This is a genomic window from Streptomyces sp. NPDC091387 (assembly GCF_044756945.1).
Taxonomy (GTDB): Bacteria; Actinomycetota; Actinomycetes; order Streptomycetales; family Streptomycetaceae; genus Streptomyces.
This window is the reverse complement of sequence record NZ_JBIVTZ010000034.1, coordinates 1-18,889: the sequence shown is the minus strand read 5'-3', so window position 1 is coordinate 18,889 and position 18,889 is coordinate 1. Positions and strand designations below refer to the sequence as shown.

23 protein-coding genes are annotated in these 18,889 nt (G+C 69.1%); 12 read left to right on the top strand and 11 right to left on the bottom strand.

Annotated elements, in window-relative coordinates; genetic code table 11:
• The 8 genes from ACIQM0_RS38210 to ACIQM0_RS38175 all read left to right on the top strand — a co-directional run bounded on the left by ACIQM0_RS38210 (window position 1) and on the right by ACIQM0_RS38175 (window position 6,762).
• Window positions 1-1,023: a hypothetical protein gene (locus ACIQM0_RS38210; protein WP_401295597.1), complete on the top strand. Its 1,023-nt coding sequence runs from the start codon at window positions 1-3 to the stop codon at window positions 1,021-1,023.
• The gene (locus tag ACIQM0_RS38205; RefSeq protein WP_401295595.1) at window positions 1,023-1,730 is read left to right on the top strand and encodes an ATP-binding protein; all 708 of its coding nucleotides are present in this window, start codon (window positions 1,023-1,025) and stop codon (window positions 1,728-1,730) included. The genes ACIQM0_RS38210 and ACIQM0_RS38205 overlap by 1 nt, the downstream gene beginning before the upstream one ends.
• Before the next feature lie 112 nt (window positions 1,731-1,842).
• The gene (locus ACIQM0_RS38200; RefSeq protein ID WP_401295593.1) at window positions 1,843-2,409 is read left to right on the top strand and encodes a WhiB family transcriptional regulator; all 567 of its coding nucleotides are present in this window, start codon (window positions 1,843-1,845) and stop codon (window positions 2,407-2,409) included.
• Entirely contained in the window at window positions 2,406-3,500 is a 1,095-nt protein-coding gene (locus ACIQM0_RS38195) for a DUF2637 domain-containing protein (RefSeq protein WP_401295591.1), read from the top strand. The genes ACIQM0_RS38200 and ACIQM0_RS38195 overlap by 4 nt, the downstream gene beginning before the upstream one ends.
• Window positions 3,501-3,601: 101 nt before the next feature.
• Window positions 3,602-3,826, top strand: coding sequence for a hypothetical protein (locus ACIQM0_RS38190; RefSeq protein WP_392628450.1), 225 nt, complete (start codon window positions 3,602-3,604; stop codon window positions 3,824-3,826).
• Complete coding sequence (locus ACIQM0_RS38185; RefSeq protein ID WP_401295589.1) at window positions 3,823-4,488, top strand: plasmid mobilization protein; 666 nt, start codon at window positions 3,823-3,825, stop codon at window positions 4,486-4,488. The genes ACIQM0_RS38190 and ACIQM0_RS38185 overlap by 4 nt, the downstream gene beginning before the upstream one ends.
• Window positions 4,488-6,257 (top strand): relaxase/mobilization nuclease domain-containing protein, encoded by a 1,770-nt coding sequence (locus ACIQM0_RS38180; RefSeq protein WP_401295587.1) that lies wholly within the window; start codon window positions 4,488-4,490, stop codon window positions 6,255-6,257. Before ACIQM0_RS38185 ends, ACIQM0_RS38180 begins: the two co-directional genes overlap by 1 nt.
• Window positions 6,258-6,327: 70 nt before the next feature.
• Entirely contained in the window at window positions 6,328-6,762 is a 435-nt protein-coding gene (locus ACIQM0_RS38175) for a hypothetical protein (RefSeq protein ID WP_401295585.1), read from the top strand.
• 149 nt (window positions 6,763-6,911) lie between these two features.
• Here the strand turns inward: ACIQM0_RS38175 and ACIQM0_RS38170 are convergent, their stop codons facing one another.
• Window positions 6,912-7,532 (bottom strand): L,D-transpeptidase, encoded by a 621-nt coding sequence (locus ACIQM0_RS38170; protein WP_401295583.1) that lies wholly within the window; start codon window positions 7,530-7,532, stop codon window positions 6,912-6,914.
• 199 nt (window positions 7,533-7,731) lie between these two features.
• Between ACIQM0_RS38170 and ACIQM0_RS38165 the strand changes: the two genes are divergently transcribed.
• From ACIQM0_RS38165 to ACIQM0_RS38155, 3 genes are all read left to right on the top strand, one after another.
• A complete protein-coding gene (locus tag ACIQM0_RS38165; RefSeq protein WP_401295581.1) occupies window positions 7,732-9,015 on the top strand; it encodes a hypothetical protein in 1,284 nt (427 codons plus the stop codon).
• 537 nt (window positions 9,016-9,552) lie between these two features.
• On the top strand, window positions 9,553-9,963 hold the full coding sequence (locus ACIQM0_RS38160; protein ID WP_401295579.1) for a hypothetical protein: 411 nt from the start codon (window positions 9,553-9,555) through the stop codon (window positions 9,961-9,963).
• Window positions 9,960-12,116 carry a tetratricopeptide repeat protein gene (locus ACIQM0_RS38155; protein ID WP_401295635.1) on the top strand — a complete coding sequence of 719 codons (2,157 nt, stop codon included), beginning with the start codon at window positions 9,960-9,962 and terminating at the stop codon, window positions 12,114-12,116. Before ACIQM0_RS38160 ends, ACIQM0_RS38155 begins: the two co-directional genes overlap by 4 nt.
• A 22-nt stretch (window positions 12,117-12,138) precedes the next feature.
• Here ACIQM0_RS38155 and ACIQM0_RS38150 read toward each other — a convergent pair whose 3' ends face one another.
• From ACIQM0_RS38150 to ACIQM0_RS38125, 6 genes are all read right to left on the bottom strand, one after another.
• On the bottom strand, window positions 12,139-12,990 hold the full coding sequence (locus ACIQM0_RS38150) for a methionyl-tRNA formyltransferase (protein WP_401295577.1): 852 nt from the start codon (window positions 12,988-12,990) through the stop codon (window positions 12,139-12,141).
• Between the two features lie 89 nt (window positions 12,991-13,079).
• Window positions 13,080-13,697 carry a DUF6879 family protein gene (locus ACIQM0_RS38145; RefSeq protein ID WP_401295575.1) on the bottom strand — a complete coding sequence of 206 codons (618 nt, stop codon included), beginning with the start codon at window positions 13,695-13,697 and terminating at the stop codon, window positions 13,080-13,082.
• Window positions 13,690-13,959 carry a hypothetical protein gene (locus ACIQM0_RS38140; protein ID WP_401295573.1) on the bottom strand — a complete coding sequence of 90 codons (270 nt, stop codon included), beginning with the start codon at window positions 13,957-13,959 and terminating at the stop codon, window positions 13,690-13,692. The genes ACIQM0_RS38145 and ACIQM0_RS38140 overlap by 8 nt, the downstream gene beginning before the upstream one ends.
• 340 nt (window positions 13,960-14,299) lie before the next feature.
• The gene (locus ACIQM0_RS38135) at window positions 14,300-14,707 is read right to left on the bottom strand and encodes an esterase (RefSeq protein WP_401295571.1); all 408 of its coding nucleotides are present in this window, start codon (window positions 14,705-14,707) and stop codon (window positions 14,300-14,302) included.
• Entirely contained in the window at window positions 14,704-14,916 is a 213-nt protein-coding gene (locus tag ACIQM0_RS38130) for a hypothetical protein (protein ID WP_266796376.1), read from the bottom strand. Before ACIQM0_RS38130 ends, ACIQM0_RS38135 begins: the two co-directional genes overlap by 4 nt.
• 557 nt (window positions 14,917-15,473) lie before the next feature.
• A complete protein-coding gene (locus tag ACIQM0_RS38125; RefSeq protein ID WP_401295569.1) occupies window positions 15,474-15,815 on the bottom strand; it encodes a DUF317 domain-containing protein in 342 nt (113 codons plus the stop codon).
• Between the two features lie 214 nt (window positions 15,816-16,029).
• Here ACIQM0_RS38125 and ACIQM0_RS38120 point away from each other — a divergent pair, with 214 nt between their 5' ends.
• Window positions 16,030-16,296, top strand: a complete 267-nt coding sequence (locus ACIQM0_RS38120; RefSeq protein WP_401295567.1) for a hypothetical protein — start codon at window positions 16,030-16,032, stop codon at window positions 16,294-16,296.
• A gap of 3 nt (window positions 16,297-16,299) precedes the next feature.
• On the opposite strand, the gene ACIQM0_RS38115 is transcribed toward ACIQM0_RS38120, so the two are convergent.
• From ACIQM0_RS38115 to ACIQM0_RS38100, 4 genes are all read right to left on the bottom strand, one after another.
• Window positions 16,300-16,788, bottom strand: coding sequence for a hypothetical protein (locus ACIQM0_RS38115; RefSeq protein ID WP_401295565.1), 489 nt, complete (start codon window positions 16,786-16,788; stop codon window positions 16,300-16,302).
• Window positions 16,789-16,823: 35 nt separating this feature from the next.
• Entirely contained in the window at window positions 16,824-17,684 is an 861-nt protein-coding gene (locus ACIQM0_RS38110; protein ID WP_401295563.1) for a DUF317 domain-containing protein, read from the bottom strand.
• Between the two features lie 128 nt (window positions 17,685-17,812).
• Window positions 17,813-18,484 (bottom strand): hypothetical protein, encoded by a 672-nt coding sequence (locus ACIQM0_RS38105; RefSeq protein WP_401295561.1) that lies wholly within the window; start codon window positions 18,482-18,484, stop codon window positions 17,813-17,815.
• Window positions 18,481-18,792 carry a hypothetical protein gene (locus ACIQM0_RS38100; RefSeq protein ID WP_401295559.1) on the bottom strand — a complete coding sequence of 104 codons (312 nt, stop codon included), beginning with the start codon at window positions 18,790-18,792 and terminating at the stop codon, window positions 18,481-18,483. The genes ACIQM0_RS38105 and ACIQM0_RS38100 overlap by 4 nt, the downstream gene beginning before the upstream one ends.
• Between the last annotated feature and the right edge of the window lie 97 nt (window positions 18,793-18,889).

Here is an 18,889-nt window from a genome sequence, read left to right as displayed (position 1 = left end):
ATGGCACGGATACGCACCATCAAGCCGGAGGCGTTCACCTCCGAGTCGCTCGCCGAAGTGAGCGTCGAGGCCGAACGGACCTTCTTCGGGCTGCTCACCCAAGCCGACGACCACGGCCGTCACCGCGACAACGCCGCGATCATCGCCGGGCTGCTCTGGCCCCTGCGCGCCGAACACACCTCGGTCCATGTCGAGGACGACCTCCAGCAGCTCGCGAACGCCAGGCTGATCTGCCGGTACGCCGGCTGCGACGGCCGCCGCTACCTCCACATCGTCACCTGGTCCGAGCACCAGAAGATCGACAAGCCGAGCCAGTCCCGCCTGCCGTCCTGCCCGCAGCACCAAGCCGCCCACCGGTGCGCACCCTGCAAGGGCACCTGCACCGAGCGGACGCAGGCGCCGTCCCCTACTTCTCCCGGAGTGTTCGCCGAGGCTTCGCCGAACACTCCCCGAGGCCTCGATCTGCCGGCCCAGGCCGCCGCGACATCTCCCGGCCCCGCAGGCGGACCTCCCACCGGCCAGCAGGACCCACTTGACGTCACGGTCGGCGCCCATCACCACAAGGGCGCGAAAAACGCAGGTCAGGACGCATTCGTCGAGGCTTCCCTGAACCTTCCCCGAAGCCTCCCCGAGGGCTCGGCGCCTGGATCTAGGATCTTGGATCCTGGATCTTCTTTCCCTACGGGGCGCACGGCGCCCGCAGACACCGTCTCGGCCAATCAGCTGGTCGGCGAGTACATCGCTGCATGCGAGGAGCGTCCGCCCAGTGACGTGATCGGGCACCTCGGGCGGATCACCAAGAAGCTCCTGGCCGAGGGCATCGCCCCGGAGCACATCCGGGCCGGGCTGCGGAACTTCGCGGCCAACCCCAAGCATCCGAGCGTGCTGACCAGCATGGTCAACGAGGCCATGAACGCGAGGCCCGGCGGTTCGGCACAGCCGGGAAGCTGGCCTTACGTGCCCGCTCACCAGGCGTGGACCAACCCGGCCGACGCTGCCGCCGCCTACGCCGAGGAGCTGTGATGCGCACCCGTAACCGCGAACCGCAGACCCTCGCCGGCGAGGGCACCCTGGACCGGATGGCTCGGATTCTGGCCGCCCGGCACATCGACCCGGCCACCGTCGCCGCAATCGCCGACGACCCCGAGCCCTTCTCGCCGCTGGACGCCCTGTCGGCCGGAATGCCTCCGCGCTACCAGGCCGCCATCGCCGACCACCCCCAGGTCCTGGCCTGGGCCCGCGACGTCACCGAAGCGGCCGTCGTCCCCAGCCCGGGAGCCCGGCGGCAGGTCGCCACCGGACCCAGCCTGCTGATGGCCGGCGTCGTCGGCTCCGGCAAAACCCACCAGGCGTACGGCGCGATCCGCCTCCTGGTGCAGAGCGGGATCGGCGTGCGATGGCGCGCGACCACCGCCGCAGACCTCTACGCCGACCTACGCCCCCGCCCCGGCGTCGACAGTGAGCGGGAACTGGCGGCCTACAGCCGGGTGCCGCTGCTGATCATCGACGACCTCGGCGCGGCCAAGGCATCGGAGTGGGTCGAGGAAGTGACGTACCGGCTGATCAACCGCCGCTACAACCACATGCTCCCGACCCTGATCACCACCAACCTGGCGATCAAGGACCTCAAGGCCTACCTCGGCGACCGCGTCACCTCCCGCCTCGCCCAGATGACCACCCGGGTCGAGTTCGAACCGGTCGACCGCAGACGCCACCGCACCGCAGCCTGACCCACCACTGGCCGCCCCACGCGCCCTCAGCGCGCCGCCCCATGCACCTCACGACCCAGCGCACCTCTCCGCCGACGCCCCATGCGCGCGGAGAGCGATCGGAGCAACCCGCATGACCACCACGACGATCAGCCCTGCCCACCACCGGTCCCTGGGCGATCACACCTGGCAGGACGAGGCCGTCTGCCAGTCCACCGAGTACAACCCGGTGGACCCCGAAATCTTCTTCCCCGAGCCCGACGAGACCGACAAGATCACCGCCGCGAAGTCGCTGTGCGGCCAGTGCCCGGTGCGGCGCGCCTGCCTGGACGCCGCCCTCGAGAACAACGACACCGACGGCATCCGGGGCGGACTGACCGAGGAGGAGCGTCGGCCGCTGCACGAGAAGCTCGCCAACCGCCTCGACTACAGCCGCGTCAACGCCACCATCGCCGGACGCGACGTCCACCTCACCAAGGCCGAACGCCGCGCGGTCGTCCACGCCGCCTACCGCCACGGCCTCACCGAACAGCGCCTGGCCTGGCTCCTGAAGATCACCGAGGAACACGCCCAGAAGCTGTACCGCGAGACCCGCCGGGCACTCGTACACCGTGACCTGGAGCCGGCGACGAAGACCGTCCAGCCGCCCGTGACCGACGGCGAGCGCCTGGGTCGCGTCGACTTCGGGACCGCGGCATGACCAACACGCACGCGCCGAGGACGGCGCACATCACCGGCTGGGACCGCACGGTCGTCATCGCCCTGGGCGGCGCGGGTTGCGCCCTGTCGTACGACGCCCTCCAGCAGATGGCCGTCGCCATCCACATCCGCGGATTCCTCACCTACCTCTTCCCTCTGGTGATCGACGGGTTCATCGCCTACGGCGTACGGGCCCTGCTCGTCCTGCGCGACGCGCCTCTGCGCGCCCGGCTTTATGTCTGGACGCTCTTCGGTACGGCGACGGCGGCCAGTATCTGGGCCAACGCGCTGCACGCGGTCAGGCTCAACGAGGAGGCGGGTCCGGTGACCGGGCTGCGGCTCGGGGACACGGTGGTCGCGGTGCTGTCCACCATCGCCCCGCTCGCCCTGGCCGGAGCTGTCCACCTCTACATCCTCATCGCCCGGGGGCCGGTCAAGGACGGTGACCGCGAGGACCCCGGTCACCCCGGTCAGGTCGGTCTCTCCGGTCACCGCGGTCCGGCTGACCGGCCCGAGGACGTCGAGGTCACTCGGGCCGACTGGACTGACCGGGTCGGTCAGCCGCAGTCGAAGGCCGGTCAGGTCAGCGCCGGACAGTCGGTCACTGCCCTGACCGACCGGCCGCACCCGTCCCCGGACAAGCCGACCCCGATCCCTCGGTCACTGACCGGGGACAGCGCCCCGGCGGACAGCGGTGCCCCGGTCACCGGTCAGCACGGTCAGCCGGACGAGGCCGCTGACCTGCCCGGACAGCCGACCACCGCCCCGGCGGTCACTGACCGACCGGCCGGCACCGAGCCGGTCACCGGCCACCGGGGCAGCCCCGAGCCGGTCACCGGTCAGCCAGTCACTCCGCCGCCGGTCGCTGACCGGGGCGCCCGGACGGCCGGTGACCGGCGGTCCGACCCGGACACCGAGGAGTTGCTGAAGATCGCCCGGTCAGCGGTCAGGGCCGAGGACAAGCTGACCCGCAAGGTGGTCGCCCAGGCGATCCGCGGTCAGCAGATCCCACTCTCCAGCGACACGCTGACCGTCCTGATGGCCCAGCTCCGCGCGCAGCACGGACAGCCGGTCACCTCCACCCGGAACTGACCGGACAGCCCGAAGCGGGTGACCGAGCCGGACACCCGGCAGGTCACCCGCCCCCGGACAGGTACCCCCACACCCTCCCCAAGCGAAGCGGAGAGCACCTCATGCGCACCCGACCGGCCACCCCCGCCGAAGTCGACTCCTGGCTGACCGTCCTGCACCAGCACGGCCACCTCCACCGCGCCAAGTCCACCCCCGACAACACCTGGACCGTGCAACGAACCCCGCACACCCGCCCCTGGACCCTGCACCACCCGGTTCTCGCGATGGACTGGATCGAGGAACTCGTCCTCGAAATCCGGCAGCAGAACCCGGAGACGACCCGGTGAGCGCCCACGACCCGGCAGTCCCCACGTCCGGACAGCAGCGTGACCCCACGACGGCTCCTGGCGGAGCAAGCTATCGCGTACGACGGTCCTACGGCCCGTCGTACGCACTTGCCCCCGCCCAGGAGGGCGGGGGAAGCCCGGCTGGTCCCCGAGCGAGGGCGCTCGGGAACCAGCCGGGTGACCGGCACCAGGGGGCGCCGGTCACCGGGGGAGAAGCCGCACGCGACGACCACCGCGAGCAGCCGAGCCCGAGCACGCCCGCCTTCCCCGACCGCAAACCGCGCCGCCGCACCCGCAACCCGAGCGAGCGCACCCGCAAGACGACCACCCGCCTCTCCGACGACGAGAAAGCCGAGATCGCCGCCGCAGCCGCGCAGCGCGGCATCACCGTCGCCCGCTTCCTCGCCACCGTCGGCCTGACCGCCGCCCGCGGGCCCGCAGCCGTGCACAGGAACGACCGTCTCGACGCGGCCATCGACGAGCTCGCCGCGCTGCGCACCGCGCTGGCCCGCATCGGCAACAACATCAACCAAATCGCCTACGTCCTCAACAGCGGCAGCCGCCCGCGCGCCGACGAACTCGAACACGCACTGAGCGTTCTGATCCGGCTCCTCGGCCGCCTAGACGACGCAGCGAACGACCTGGTGAACAGGCGGCTGTGATGGTTCCCGACATCGGACGCGGCTCCCGCACCCACGGACTCCTCATTTACCTATACGGCCCCGGCAAGCGCGAGGAGCATACCGACGCACACCTCGTCGGCTCCTGGGACGGCTTCGCCCCCGACCCCGGCCGCGACACCAGCCCCGACCCCGATCCGAAAGTCACCCTCGCCCGCCTCACCGCCGCCCTCGACCTCCGGGTCAAGCAGGCCGGCGACCGCGCACCCGCCAAGCACGTGTGGCACTGCTCGGTCCGGACCGCCCCCGGCGACCGGCGACTCTCCGACGAGGAGTGGAACGCCGTCGCCCAACGCATCGTCCACGCCACCGGCATCGCCCCCGACGGTGATCCCGACGGCTGCCGATGGATCGCCGTCCGCCACGCGGAAGACCACATCCACATCGTCGCCACCCTGGTCCGAGGCGACCTGCGCAACCCCCGCCTCAACTACGACTTCAACAAGGCCCAGGCCACCTGCCGCCTCATCGAGAAGGAGATGGACCTGCGCCGTCTGAATGCTGGCGACGGCACCGCAGCGAAAAACCCCACCAGCGCCGAGAAGTTCAAGGCCGAACGCACCGGCCGCCCCGAGACCTCCCGCGAGACGCTCCGCGAAGCCGTCCGCCAGGCCGTCGCGGGCGCGGACGACGAGAAGGAGTTCTTCACCCGACTTCACGCGGCGGGCCTGCGCGTGAAAATGCGCCACGCCCCGTCCGGTGACGCGCTCGGATACAACGTGGCCCTGCCCGGCGACCGCAACCGCCACGGCGAACCGGTCTGGTACCCCGGCTCCAAACTGGCCCCCGACTTGTCGCTTCCGAAGATCCGCCTCCGGCTGGCCGACGGTACCGCCGAGCGGACAATGCCTTCGACCGTCGACGGCCGACCCGACTGGTCCCCGCCCGCCAGGGAGCGACGGAGCGCCACCGGCATCGCCGAGCATGCCGCCGACCTCCTCGACGGCGACGAGGACGAAGCCGCCGCCCAGCTCGTCGGCGTCGGAGAACTTCTGGACGCGGTCGCCCAGACCTCCCCAGCCGCCACCCGCGCCGAACTGGGAGCAGCCGCCCGGGCCTTCGAGCGTGCCACCCGCAGCCACGTCCGAGCAGAGCACGCCGACACCCGGGCGCTCCGCACGGCGGCCCGGGGCATCATCCAGGCCGGCAGCGCTCTCGGCCGTGGCGAGGACGGCGGCACCACCGCCATGCTCATCTCCACCCTCGTCCTCGTCGCCCTCGCCGCCGCCCACTGGCACTCCGCCCGCGGCCACGCCCAGCAGGCCCACGCCTCCCGACAGACCGCCGAGCACCTACGAGCCGCCTACCATCAGGCCGCCGCCACGCCCATGCATGCACTACACGACCAAGGTCGCGCCCTGCCCGAAGCCGAACGCCGAACCTACGAAGCCACCATCCGCGCAGCCCTGCCGAACGAGGGACGGCGAGCAGACAGCTCGTCGACGAAGACCGATGCCCTGGCCGCCACCCTCGCTCAGGCCGAGCAGGAGGGCCACGACATCAAGGCCCTTCTCCAGCAGGCCATCGACATGCGCGAACTCGACACCGCCGAGAACATGAACGACGTCCTGGTCTGGCGCCTACGCCGCCTCGCCCATCTCCCCGCACACCCAGGCGAAGCGACCCGCCGCCCGCATGCTGGCACGACCCGACCCAAGACCGCGACCAACCCCACCATCAACCGAATGGCGCCCACGGCAGCAGCCCGCCCCGCAGCATCCGATCCCCGCAACCGCTCACCGCGCCGCTGATCAGAGTCCGGTCTCCGGCCCCGCCGGAGACCACGAACCCCGTGGACAACCGATCCCACCAGCGCTATGGATGAAACAGAAGGACCCCGACCGGAAGATGAAACTCGTGCTCAGAACCACCCACCGCCCCACAGAGCTGACAACACCCGTGCAGCCCACCCCTCCCACCGGAACCGATCCACTGCTGCAACACGAGTACGAGACACAGCCGCCCACCGGCCCCGGCGTGACGCGTTGCCTCAACCACCCACGCGAACTGGCACTTCGCGGAATCCCGGCGATGTGCACAGCCTGCAACGCCCGACGAGACTGGCTGCTCATCAACCACGGCCGCAACGTCTGGATCGTCTGCCGCTGCAGCAACCAGTGGCTCGAACCCGAGATCAGCCGCGCCGACTTCGACGCCCTGATAGACATCCCAGACGGGACCACGTACCCCAGCATCGAGCGCGGTCTCGCTGCGCTCGGCTTTGATGGGACCTTCGCCGGCACCTACCTGGACTAGGCTCACGTCTGCGCGGCCCGCTGGGGTCAGCGCTCCACCCTGAACCTCGTCCGACTCGAATAGCCCATCCGTGACCACGCCTCGCTCCGGCGTCGCAGCACCTCGCAAACACCGGAGCGGGCCGTTCGGGGGCCGGGGCTGCCGGCGGGTCAGCGCACGGTGAGCAAGACAGCACGCCCATGCTTGTTCATGTAGCTGAAGAGCTGGGCGATGTGGCTGGGGTGGAGCTTGATGCAGCCGTAGGACCTGTAGTCCTGCACGCCTTCCCAGCGCTGCGGGCTGTCGGCACCGTTGCGCGGACCCTGCTTCCTGTCCTTCGTCATCTCACTGTGGATGAACAGTCCGGTGCGCTTGACCTTGCCGGTGCGGCACTTCGTGTCCGGCAGGCCGATGGCGTAGCCCTTGATCGCGCTGTTCCGGCCGGTCTCGAAGGAGGTCGGCTTGTACGTGCCGTTGGGAAGCCACCCGGCTTTGCTCGTGCAGTCATTCCGGTAGCTCTTGCCCTTATTCGTATTGTAGTTGGCGGCCGTTCCCAGCCCGGAACCGGCCCGGTACGTGGCGATGCGGTCCCTTCCGTTCCAGAGCTGCAAAGTTGAGTTGGACGGGTCCTTTGCGTTCTTCACGAACACGAGGGCCACGCGGGATGCCGCAGCAGCGGAGTGCCGAGCCGACGGGGTGCCAGTGGCCGGCGCGGCCATCGCGGTGACCACTCCAGTGGCGAGTACGGCCGTGGCCGCCGCTGCCGCGATAACGCTCTTGAGATTGTTCATGGTGTCGACTCTCCCTAATACTTTCGACCCTCGTTGGGGACAGCGGTCGGATGCTCCGTGCCGCCGGAACCGACTGTGCCGTAGCCGGATCGGGAGAACACCAGTGCAAGAGAATCAGGGATTTGCAGCGCAACTTGCACCTCCGTAACCTGCTGTTTCTTCGTTGCACTGCAACGATGAGTCCGTCGGAAGGGAGCCGATGACCGAGGAACCAGGGGATGAGTTCGCGGACCTCGCGCGCGGCCTAGTGCAGGCACTGGATGCATGGGCAGCGTGTGTGGGGGAGCCGATCTCCAAGGACAGGCCGGCACGGAAAGTATTAGTCAGGGCGCTGGAGCAGGAGCGGGCTACACCAGAGTGGACATCGCGTGCGCCGATCGACGGGCCAATACTGTCGTATTGGCTCCGCGGCCGCAGGCAACTCCTTCCCGGCACCAAGCACAACCGGTTTCCCAGCGTGGAGGACAGTGCGGCTATCGCACGAGCGCTCAAGCTGCATGCACCCGGCAATGCGGAGCGGTTGCCAATGATTGGCCGGGAGATCGCCGATCTGGCACACAGGCTTCAGGAGACAGCTGGACGCGGGTGGCGCCGCCGGATTGGGGAGAGCAGATGTCTGCATTCCCCCGGGCAGGTCAGCCCTGGAGAATCCATCGGGCTTTCCGTAGCCGTCGCATCGAGCGAAGCCGTTGAACCAAGCCCCGCAGAACCTGTCGCACTCCAGGCGAACGTGGAATCGACGGCAGTTACCGAGCCGGAACTCCACGAGCTGTTGCCGGTCGAACCCGTCACCATTGCAGTCTCGCCCGGGGCACCCAGCGCAGCAGTTGCGGCTGAGGCGGAAACCGGCGTGATCGTGGCGGCGGGTATCACCGACCGGACATCGTGCCCGGCGAGGAAGAGGTGGATCGGGGCAGGAGCACTCACCGCCGCGGCGGCTGTGTCGATCGGCCTGTGGGCGTGGCCGGGCGAAGAAGCGCCGACCACGGCTGGCAGGGGCCCGGACAGGTCAGCGTCACCGAGCGCGCATGCCATGGATGCCGCCGGTCCCAACGCTGTTACCTCCGCCGTGTCAGGCAGCCTGAACGGGAATCACCGATGCGGAAGAAAGCGGAGCGCGGGGACGGTGGTGTGGAAGCCATGCCTGATCGTCACCGACGAAGCGACGATGGCCTTCCTCGTTCAGTTCACCAACACCTCGGGCAAGCCGATGACAGTGAAAGCGAAACTCGCCTACGTCCAAGCCTCCGTGGAGCAGGCTTGCCCCGCTCCCTGGGGAACCTCGGCGACCATCACCATCCCAGCCAGGGCCACTCGAATCAGCCCGCTTGACACCTGCACCGCTGCGCTGACACCCATTCAGGCATTCCAGGCCAAAGCCTGGGTAACACCGTACGGGGCGACACAGTGGGCATACCGGGAGCATTCACCGACCCTGCACGTGCAAGAAGCCGGTAATCCAGTGTGGGCCGGCCAATCCTAGAAGCAGCCCGACCGAGGCGGCCAGGACGAGGCCGATGACGGCCGGACCACGCGAGGTGATGGACGACGTTCGGCGCTCCGTGGCGCGCTGCGCCTTTCCGAGTACGGCAAGGCCGCCCTTGCCTGTTCGGCGCGGGCGTCCTTCCGGTTAGTAATGGGCGAGTTGATTTGAGAGGTCGAGGGCGGTGGTCGCGATGGTGAGGGCGGTGCACAGGCCGAGTACTTCGTGGATGGTCGGGTGGACCAGACGCGGCCAGTCGTCCGGTGCGGCGGGCCAGGAGGTGAGGCGTACCTCGGTGGTGGCCAGGCTCAGGTGGGCGGTGACGTTCCAGCCGGCGGGGGAAGTCGGCTGCCGGTGGAGGCGGATGCGTCCGACAGGGAGTCTGGGGGATTCGGTGGCGAGCCGGGTGACGACTGGGAGCGGTAGGTCGTGGCAATGAGTCGACGGCGGCGCGAAATGTCGCTGAAAGTCCGGTGTACTGACACCGCGCCGGCTCCATAGAGTTGTAACCCGGGCCGGATCGAGGGAGGGCAAAGGATGGACGCGGAGATCACGCTTTTAGCGGGCACCGCCGGGACGACGATTGCGACGCTCCTGGCGACCGATGCGTGGAACGGCGTACGGAACGGCGTGGTCGGTCTGTGGCGACGTGTCCGGCCGGACCATGAGGAGCAAGTCGGCACCCAGCTCGACACGTCGCGCCGGGACCTCCTGGGCGCGCAGAGCAGTGGTGACGAGGAGACCGAGCGGGAGATCGCGGCGGAGTGGCAGGGCCGCATTCGCCGCCTCCTCGTCGCCCACCCCGAGCTGGTGGCGGAACTGCGCTCCCTGCTGACCGAACTCGACCCCGGCACACCCGCCATCCCGACCGTCACTCAACGTGCGACCGCATCCGGCAGCTCACGCGTCTACCAGGCCGGCCGCGACCTGAACGTCGAGCAGTGGTGACCGGACGCAACGACGGCCGGGCCAATGACCAGGGGCGCGTCTACCAGGCTTCCGGTGACCAGCACATCACCGAGCACCACCATCACGGCGCCACCTGGGCCGGCCCGGACTCGGTGCGGCAGCCGCCCATCGGCCGGGCACCGGCGATCCTGAGGGACCGCGGCGAACTCATCGAACGCCTGAGGGAGGCAGTGACCGAGAACGCCGGAAGCACCGTGTTCGTCCTGCACGGCCTGGGAGGATGCGGGAAGACGGCCGTGGCGTGCGCACTCTTCGAACACGCCACCCGGGAACGCGGACGCCTGGGCCTGTGGGTCAACGCCTCCGATCAGGCATCTCTGCGGGCCGGGATGCTCGCTGTGGCCGCCGACCGCGGCGCCGGCGACGGCGAGCTGATGGCCGCGCGCAACGGCTTACGCGCAGCCGCAGACTTGGTCTGGGACCACCTCGACCGGTCCGACACACCCTGGCTGCTGGTGCTGGACAACGCCGATGACCCAGCGGTGCTACGGGATGGCGGATGGCTGCGCACCAGCCCTCGCGGAACTGTCCTCGTGACCACACGGCAGGCCGCCGGCCACTGGTGGCCCGCAGCCGAACTGCTGTACGTGGATGTCCTGCCGCGTGAGGAGGCGGCCCAGGTCCTGCGCGACCTCGCCCCCGGAACGGGATCGGCCGAGGACGCCGCCGCCATCGCCGACAGCCTCGGCCGACTCCCGCTCGCCCTGACTCTGGCCGGCGGATTTCTGGCACACCAGGTGATCGCCCCCTGGACGATGGAGGAATACGGGCGCCGTCTGCAGGAGCGTCCGGATCCCATCGAACTTATCGACCAGGGAGCCCTCGACGCGGGCAACGACTCGCGCCACCTGGTCAGCGGAACGTGGCAGCTCTCGCTGAACTCCCTGGCCGGGCAGAACCTGCCCGAGGCCGTCACCCTGCTGCGCCTTCTTGCCTGCTGGTCGAACGACCCGCTGCCCCTGTCGCTGCTGGCCAACATCCGGCTCGACCTGACCCTGCCCGCAGACCGGGTGGAACTGGCGCTTCGGGGGTTGCTCGACCACTCGCTCACCGAACTCGTTCCCGGCGACATCCGCTGCCTGCGTACGCACGGAGTGCTGCTCGACAGCGTCGCACGCGTCACCCCGGCCGATGAACGCGACCAACTCGCCGCCGCAGCGGCCGGACTTCTCCTGCACTCCCTACCCGCATCCCCGGAACGCGGCCTGCGCGACAGCCTGCTCACCCCCCTCACCCCCCATGTCCTGGCACTGCTTCGCCGCGTCACTACCTGGCCCGAGATCACGATCGGCGCCGCCGAGTCCGCTGCCACCTGCGCCCTGCTTCTGGCTACGGCCCAGCATCGTTCCGGCGATTACGCATCCGCGCTCGCCACGGCCGAACACGCGACAGTCCTCGTGCAACGACGGCTGGGAAACGATCACGTCCTGGCGCTGCGCCTGCGGCAGCGGATCGGGAAGGCGACCGATCGTCTGGGGCGCCTCGACGCGGCTGCGGACTTCCACCGCGGGCTGCTCGACGACTTCGAACGGGTCTGCGGTCCCGAGGCGCTGGACACCCTGACCACCTGCCTCCATCTGTCCCGCCCGTTGGTCTGGCTCGATCGAGTGACGGAAGCCGTGCAGTTGATGCACCGGGCGGTCGCCGGGCGAGCCGCACTGCTGGGCCCATGGCACCCGCTGACGCTGGAGGCGAGGGCATGTCTGCTCGAACTGCCTCCCGGTCCGGACCTGGACCGGGAGGCGCTGGCAGGAACGGATGTGGTCGCCGACTGTCGCCGTGAGTTGGGCCCAGACCACCCGATCACACTGTCGGCCGACCTCAACTGCGCAGGTGCGCTGCTCAACACCGGAAAGCACGCCGAAGCACTGCTGTTGGCCCGCCGTGCGCTGGCGGCGCACGAACGCCGGTTCGGAGCTCGCTACCCCATCACGCTGGCGGCACGAAGCCTGCTCAGCAACGTCCTGCACGCGGTCGGCGAGGACCGGGAAGCGATCGAACAGGCGGAAATCGTCAGGAAATGGCGCGAGCGGGTACTCGGTCCAGAGCACCCGTGGACGAGGGGAATCCGGGACAAGCTGGGGCGGTACCGGCGTTCCCTGGCGGAGGCAACGTCACCAGACCCGAACTGACTCGCGGTGGTTCGGTGTCTGTTCAGGACTCGGAGTCCGCCACCGGTACGGACTCCGTAATCCACACGGATCCATCTCCACACGTCACCTTGACTCCGTCCGTCGGCTGCAACGATGTCCGCAGAACCCGCAGACGACGGTCAGCCACCACGGCAACCGGGCCGGATCTGCCCGAGCTGGCGAACCTGACGGCACGCACCTGGTTGTGGATCTCCTCCCTGGAGGCGGTCCAGTCGATCTGCGAGAACTCGGGTTCCATCCAACCCGCGTAGGTGGCCGACCTCTCCTCCTGCGGCGTACCGGGCGAACCGGCTTCGGCCAGCGAGAGCGCGCCGGGCAGAAGCCGCTCGATGTACCGGTCGACCTCTTCCCACAACAACCGGGGGGCGACATCGTCACCCAACGCGATACCCGCCTCCTGCGCCAGGATCCCGCCGGTGTCGAATTCGCTCTCCATCCAGTGGATGCTGACGCCGATTTCCTTGTCGCCGTTCCTGATCGCCCAGTTGACCGGAATAGGGCCTCGGTACTTCGGCAGCATCGACGTATGCACGTTGACGGCACCCAAGTTCGTCGACCGGAGTGCCGCCGGCGGCAGCTTCCAGGGAAAGCCGTAGCAGACGATGAGATCCGCCTGATATCCCGCGAGGATGTGCGGCAGCATGCTCTTCCGGCCCGGAATCAGCAGATCCATCCCGTTCGGCAGCGCGTCGACGATCTCGCCCACGACATCGCCCGCACCGCTTCGCGTCGGCTCGCCCGGCCGCAGTGACCGCGCATGCAGGTAAGCGACGGGCGTGTGTCCGGCCAGTTCGCACACGCGGTGCAGGAGCGCGAAGCCCTGTGCAGAGTATGAAATCAGGATAATGCGCATATGCAGCCCTTATGGTGCGACCAGCGTCCGGCCGAAGCCTCATGCCCATCCCGGACTCTCCACCGAGTTCGGGGCGGGACTACTCCGCCCTACTCCTCGGTCACGGACGGCGGAGGCAGTGGAGCGACCCGGCGGCTGAAGAAGTCGTCCAACGGCTCACCAGCCTGGTGCATCTCCTGGATCGTCTTCCGCCACCGGGAGATGACGTGCGGATCGTCAAAGCGGATACCGCCGGCGAGTTTTCCGTCGTCGTCATACAACACCTCGTACATCACCGAGGAACCGAGGACCACGATCTCCGGAAGCGGATGCTGCGCTTCGTACCGGAGGATGCCGTCCCGGCTGAGGACTCTCGTGTCCTCCCCGCACTGCGCCTTCAGGTTGAGCAGGTGGAGCTCCCACTGGAGGTACGGAGCGATGGGCTCCTCCACACAGCGGACACGGTGGAGGGCGAATCCGCTTCCGGCGATTCGCCGGAGGTACTCCTCGTAGTGACCCCGCTTTCCCTCGATCAGTGCCAGGGACTCGCCCCAGTGCCCCTTGCGGAAGGCCTCCCAGCTCTCCACCCCGGGCTCTTGGAAGCTCTGCTGACGTTCGAGCTTCCAGAACCCTTCGGAGCCGGAACGCCAGAAATGGCGACCGAAGTCCTCGGAGTAGTCGTCAAGTCCGAGGCGCTGACCCGGACCGCCGGTCTGTGGGCTAAGCATCGGGAAGGTCCACCTTCGCCGCAGCGGCTGTCCTGCGGGGGATGACGACGATCCGTTCATCCGGGGCGACGACGAGCCCCAGGGGAAGGCGGGGCAGGTAGGAATCGGTGAGGTCGCGGCCAACGATGGCGATGTCCCCGTTCTCCAGTTCCCAGATATCCGGGCATCCCTGCTCGCCGCCCGTGGTCCCGAGCTCGGTGGGGGATTTACCCAGGCGGCGCACCAGCGGCGAAGAGGGATCGGCTTCCCAGCCCCGAATCATCACGGCTCTCCATTCAGTCCCCCCGAAGGTAACCTAGATCACATCTGATGCAACGTCGGGCAGTGACTTCCAGCCAACGGCTCGTTCCTCCGTATCGACCGGACAGTCGGGCGGATCACGGCGAGTTCGCCCGGGGTGGAACGGCAGGAACGACCGGACTTCCGCTCGGCCGACCGACCGTGACAGCGCTTCACGAATATGTACTGCCGTCCCGTCCGTCCCCGCGAGTCTTGTAGCAGTCGATGGGACATGCTGAAGGGAGAGCGCACCGGGCAGGTCTTCGAGGCCTGGCCCCTCGACGAGTTGGCCGCGGAGTTGGAGGAAGGCGCTGCGGTCCCGGTCAGACCTGGGCGAGGCGGTTCGAGAGGTCGAGGGCGGCGGTCGCGACCGTGAGCGCGGCGCACAGGCCGAGCACCTCACGGATGGTGGGGTGGACCAGACGCGGCCAATCGTCCGGCGCGGCAGGCCAGGAGGCGAGGTGTACCTCGGCGGTGGCCAGGCCCAGGTGGGCGGTGACGTTCCAGCCGGTGGGGGAAGCCGGCTCCCAGTGGAGGCGAATGCGTCCGAGAGGGAGCTTCGGAGATTCGGTGGCGAGCCAGGTGACGTCGAGCGGCCCGTCGGGTAGGACGGAGACGCGCTGGACCAGTGCGCCGCGTACACCGCTCGGCATGGGGTGCGCGGCGATGCTGTGGAGCGGAAGGACGTGCGACGAGATAGGGACCTCCGGGGCGTTGATGGGGGTGGTCATGTCCAGTTGAGGGCCTCGCCCACCGCCACCGGGAGGTAGCCCTCCTGGCCGTCGTCGGCGATGAACGCTTTGCCGTCCCGGACGATGACCTGGGCTCCTACGTGGTGGGCGAAGGGGAAGTCGGGGTTGACGGCGAGACGGATCGGCAGGTTGGGGTCAAGCTCCAGGAGCTGACGGAGCACATGGCCGACGGTCAGGTGGCGGGGCACGGAAGGCCTCCAAGATCGGTAGGGAAGGGCGGGTGCGGGGAAGGCCGACTCGTCTGCACGTCAGGGCAGCCGGAACGGGCCACGTGCGTTGGGCGGGAGATCAAGTCCGATGTCCTGCCGCCATTCGCGGTCCTCGCGGGCGCGTTCACGTCCGTGGTGTTAGGAGCGGGGGTTGTGGCCGGGGCAGCAGTTGTAGCGCCGCATCCCGCGTCGGGTCATCATCTTGTCGCGCGTCATGTGGTGCGGTCCCTTCTTCATGCCGGATTGCATGGGTGCTGTGGCGGAGAGTCGTGGTTGTTCAACGACTTGAAAGCTCTATGCGGATGCGGTGTCCGCGAAGTCGCGCTGCCACTAGCGTCGTTCGGCGTGCCGGGCGGCGCGGCGGCGGATGTTTTTGGTAAGGCGGCCGTACTGACCGGGTAGGTAGTAGCAGGTGCAGCCTCGTCGGGCGTAGGCGCACGTGCGGCGGTGGCCGGGGCGGGTGGCCAGGAGCATGCGCGTGGCCGGAACCTCCTGTCTGGGTGGTGCTGTTCGGAGCGGGCATGGTGGTGACGTGGTCAGCGGTGGGCGACGAGGGCGGCGATGAATCCGGCGACGGTCTCGGAGGGGGAGTGGAGGCCGAATTCCTGAACCCATGGGGCGTCTTCGGCGGGCTGGACCCGGACCTGCCAGACGATGTCGAGTTGCCAGGCGGAGGGATCTTCGGGGAGCCAGCCGACGTAGATACGGCCGTCCGGGCTCGTAGCGTGGACGTTGGCCTCCGGGGTCTCGACGACCGCCCAGCCGAGGGCGTGGAGGAGGTCGAGGACCGGGGCCGCGAAGTGGTCGGAGGAGAGCCGGCAGTGGTCGTCCGGGACGGGGTGGGTGACGGCTGGGAGGAGGGTGGCGGAGGCGTTCACGGTTGGATGATCCCTTCGTTGACCTGCGGTTTTTCCCGACACCCGTACGTTGGCATGCGGTGCGCAGGAGTTCGTAGTCCTTTCCCGGGAACTGGCGTCTGCCGTGGGCGAACTGGCCGCCGGCAGCAGATGGCGGCTCCGGGAATGGATGAGCGGACCTGGTTGTCGTATCCGGGTTGCGGCAGCGGGCCACACGGAATCGAAGGGGAGCAGGATGGTGGAGCCGGGCAGGCACCGGGACGGAGCCGGGCTGGAGCGCAAGATCCGGGCGGCCGGGCGGCCGTGGACGGTCGGGGAGATTGCGATGGTCGCTGACGGCCAGTGGGCTGTTGGTACGCGGTGCGACGGGTGGTGGGGCGAGGGTGCGGTGGTGGAGGAGCGGGTCGCGGAGGGGTGCCGTGTCGAGTTGACGGTGGAGGAGCTGGCCCGCCCGGTGGGCTCCCGCATCGGGGAGGCCGACCGCGACGAGGACCTTGCCTGACGGTCAGCGGCGCGGCCCCGGGCCGGCCACCGGCGGGCCGACAGCGGCCGAAGAGGCGGGCTGATCGGGTGCCTGGCCCAGGAGGCGTGGTGTGTGCCCGGAGCGGGCGACGGCGGCCTGGGCCAGCCGGGCTGCCGGGGCCGAGGCCGTGGTCGCGGCGGATTCGCGGGCTTCGATCACGTGGCTGATGGCCTGCAGAGACGTACTGCTCTCCGCCTTGGCGACGCGGAGGTCTGCCGCTGAGCTGGTGATCCGTTCCAGGTCGTAGAAGGCCGGCACGTGGCCGGGCCGGGTCAGGGCGTGCAGACGGTCCTGGTGCACGGTCGCAGCGCTGTCGGTGATGACCATGGCCGAGCGGATGCGCATGGCCGAGCGCAGGAGCGGGTCGTCGCTGGGGCGGCGGATCGCGAGGGATTCCAGAGCGTCGATGGGGCGGGTCCAGGCTTTCTCGATCATGGCTGTGGCCTGGTCGAGTGCGGTGGTGTTGGACATGAGCGGCTCCACATGGTCGGGGGAGAGGGCGTTCGTCAGCGGGCGTACCCGGAGCGCGGGGCCTGCGAAGCCGGCAGCGAACGCGGCGACGGGGTTACGAGACGAGCCGCGGCAGTCGTCGGCACCACCGTGGAGCGGGATTTGGCTGCCTGGACGCGGTGGATGTCCAGGGGTGTGGGCATGCGCGGTTTGACCGGTGTCGCGGTGGCCTGTGGGGGAAGGCGTTGCAGGTCGTAGCCGTAACGGATGACTGGCGACGGGTCGGTGAGGGCGGTGTTCATCGCGGTCACCAGCCTCTGCGGGGTGAAGGAGGAAGCGGTGGCGTACCACTGGTTTCCTGGTGGCCCGGCGAGGGTGAGCCAGCGTTCTTGATGGCCCCGCATCTCGGCGGTGTGGTCACGGTGGTTGTGGCGCAGGTAGACCTCGGCCAGGCGGTCGGGCGACTGGAAGTAGACGTTCTGGGGGCTGTAGCTGTGGCTCCAGCCCGCCGCTGCCAGCGGTGTGCCGGCATCCAGTGCGGTCAGGGCGCTGTTGCCGTGGTGGAGGTAGGAATCGGGGCCCTCGGCGTAGGCGGCGGCGAGCGCCGTGGTGAAGCCGGCGACGATCTCGGTGGGGGTGCCGCTCTGGAAGGTGACCAGCCAGCGTGGCGTCGCGTAGTCCGAGGTGTACGCGGTGATTTTCCACAGGGCGTCGTCGTCGCCCTCGGGCAGGTAGGCCAGGCGGACCCGCTGGTCAGGGGTGTTGACGTACACGTTGCCCACGTCGTCGCCGTTCAGCGACCAGCCGCTGTCGAGGAGCGGACGGAGAGCAGGGTCACCGGTGAACGTTGATCCGGCGAGGTAGCGGGGGCTGACGTGGTACTCGCGCCGCTGCTCGTCATCCGAGCTGAAGGTCATGGGGCGTTCCTGAAGAAGAGAAGGGGGAGGGGGACGCGCCTGCGTACGCCGTGGAACGGGCCGTTCGGCCGCACACGGGCGCCGTGGAAATGAGCCGGATCACCGGCTCCGGAACGGGTTGTGGGGGCTCACCCGGCGGTTTCCATCCGGGCGAGCAGTGAACGGACCAGGGTGGGCAAGTGGCCTGGGCCATCGTTGATCCAGACGTGGTCGGTCGCTTCGCCGAGGACGTACGTGGCGTCGTCGAGAAGGCCGCTGGAGATCTCCATGCAGGCGTCGGTGATCCGGGTGATGGCGAGAAGGGACTCGGAGAGCACGGCGACGTAGTCGCCCGGCGGGAGGTGGGCGGCCTCGGCGGCGGTGCGGATTTCCGTCAACTCCAGGTCGCTGAAGGCGAAGTCGAGCTCGCTGTCCCGCTCCTTGCTGTCGGGCGTGGTGAAGGTCGGGTCGTCCGGTGGCTGTGTGGGGATGCCGACGCGGGTGCAGATCTGGTCGACCGAGGTGGTGAGCTCGGCGAGGGACTCGGTGAGCCATCCCAGTGCGGAGGCGTAGGAGGCCAGGGTGAACAGACCCGCCGGCGTCGCGGGGCGCGGCTCGGCGGCCAGGAATTCTTCGAGCCGGTCGTTCAGCTCGCAGATCACCCTGGGTCCGGCCGACAGCGCACCCAGTACGGGGTGCAGGTAGGAGCGGCTGGCAGCCGTCGGGTACTCGGCGGTGAGGATCCCGGAGACACTCTGCGCGGCGTCGGTGAGCAGGCCCGCCAGTTCGGTACGAGTCAGCGGGGCGCGGTCGACGATCATCGGTGGGGAGCCTTTCGGGAAGCGGTGGCAGGGGGCTGGGCCGCCGCCACTGGGAGGGGCGTCGGCTGGTTTGCCGTGTGGGGAGAGCGGGAGCGTGCGGCCTGCACGCGTGCTTCGGCGGCCGAGGAGGTTGTCTCGACGTCCGCGTTCTGGTGGGGGCCGGTGCGCAGGTGGGCCGTGCGGTAGACCGCGTACTCCTTCCGGCTGCCCGCGGCGACGAGATAGACCTCGCGCTTGTGGTGCGAGGTGGACGGGGCGGGGCGGAACTGGATGACCATCCGATAGGAGACGGATGGGTCGACGTACACCTTGTGAGAGGGCGGTATGCGAGTTTTTGCCTTGCATCTGACTCTGCTACGGGATTGGCGTGCAGACCAGGGCTGTTAACGAGCGCCGGTTGCACGG

Excerpts from the sequence above, each read along its gene's own strand:
- ACIQM0_RS38140 (WP_401295573.1), bottom strand. The coding sequence starts at position 13,959 with ATGATTCGGGGCTGGGAAGCCGATCCCTCTTCGCCGCTGGTGCGCCGC.
- ACIQM0_RS38160 (WP_401295579.1), top strand. The coding sequence starts at position 9,553 with ATGGACGCGGAGATCACGCTTTTAGCGGGCACCGCCGGGACGACGATT.
- ACIQM0_RS38175 (WP_401295585.1), top strand. The coding sequence starts at position 6,328 with ATGAAACAGAAGGACCCCGACCGGAAGATGAAACTCGTGCTCAGAACC.
- ACIQM0_RS38200 (WP_401295593.1), top strand. The coding sequence starts at position 1,843 with ATGACCACCACGACGATCAGCCCTGCCCACCACCGGTCCCTGGGCGAT.
- ACIQM0_RS38110 (WP_401295563.1), bottom strand. The coding sequence starts at position 17,684 with ATGACCTTCAGCTCGGATGACGAGCAGCGGCGCGAGTACCACGTCAGC.
- ACIQM0_RS38145 (WP_401295575.1), bottom strand. The coding sequence starts at position 13,697 with ATGCTTAGCCCACAGACCGGCGGTCCGGGTCAGCGCCTCGGACTTGAC.
- ACIQM0_RS38105 (WP_401295561.1), bottom strand. The coding sequence starts at position 18,484 with ATGATCGTCGACCGCGCCCCGCTGACTCGTACCGAACTGGCGGGCCTG.
- ACIQM0_RS38180 (WP_401295587.1), top strand. The coding sequence starts at position 4,488 with ATGGTTCCCGACATCGGACGCGGCTCCCGCACCCACGGACTCCTCATT.
- ACIQM0_RS38115 (WP_401295565.1), bottom strand. The coding sequence starts at position 16,788 with ATGTCCAACACCACCGCACTCGACCAGGCCACAGCCATGATCGAGAAA.
- ACIQM0_RS38170 (WP_401295583.1), bottom strand. The coding sequence starts at position 7,532 with ATGAACAATCTCAAGAGCGTTATCGCGGCAGCGGCGGCCACGGCCGTA.
- ACIQM0_RS38150 (WP_401295577.1), bottom strand. The coding sequence starts at position 12,990 with ATGCGCATTATCCTGATTTCATACTCTGCACAGGGCTTCGCGCTCCTG.
- ACIQM0_RS38195 (WP_401295591.1), top strand. The coding sequence starts at position 2,406 with ATGACCAACACGCACGCGCCGAGGACGGCGCACATCACCGGCTGGGAC.
- ACIQM0_RS38210 (WP_401295597.1), top strand. The coding sequence starts at position 1 with ATGGCACGGATACGCACCATCAAGCCGGAGGCGTTCACCTCCGAGTCG.
- ACIQM0_RS38165 (WP_401295581.1), top strand. The coding sequence starts at position 7,732 with ATGACCGAGGAACCAGGGGATGAGTTCGCGGACCTCGCGCGCGGCCTA.
- ACIQM0_RS38135 (WP_401295571.1), bottom strand. The coding sequence starts at position 14,707 with ATGACCACCCCCATCAACGCCCCGGAGGTCCCTATCTCGTCGCACGTC.
- ACIQM0_RS38120 (WP_401295567.1), top strand. The coding sequence starts at position 16,030 with ATGGTGGAGCCGGGCAGGCACCGGGACGGAGCCGGGCTGGAGCGCAAG.
- ACIQM0_RS38205 (WP_401295595.1), top strand. The coding sequence starts at position 1,023 with ATGCGCACCCGTAACCGCGAACCGCAGACCCTCGCCGGCGAGGGCACC.
- ACIQM0_RS38190 (WP_392628450.1), top strand. The coding sequence starts at position 3,602 with ATGCGCACCCGACCGGCCACCCCCGCCGAAGTCGACTCCTGGCTGACC.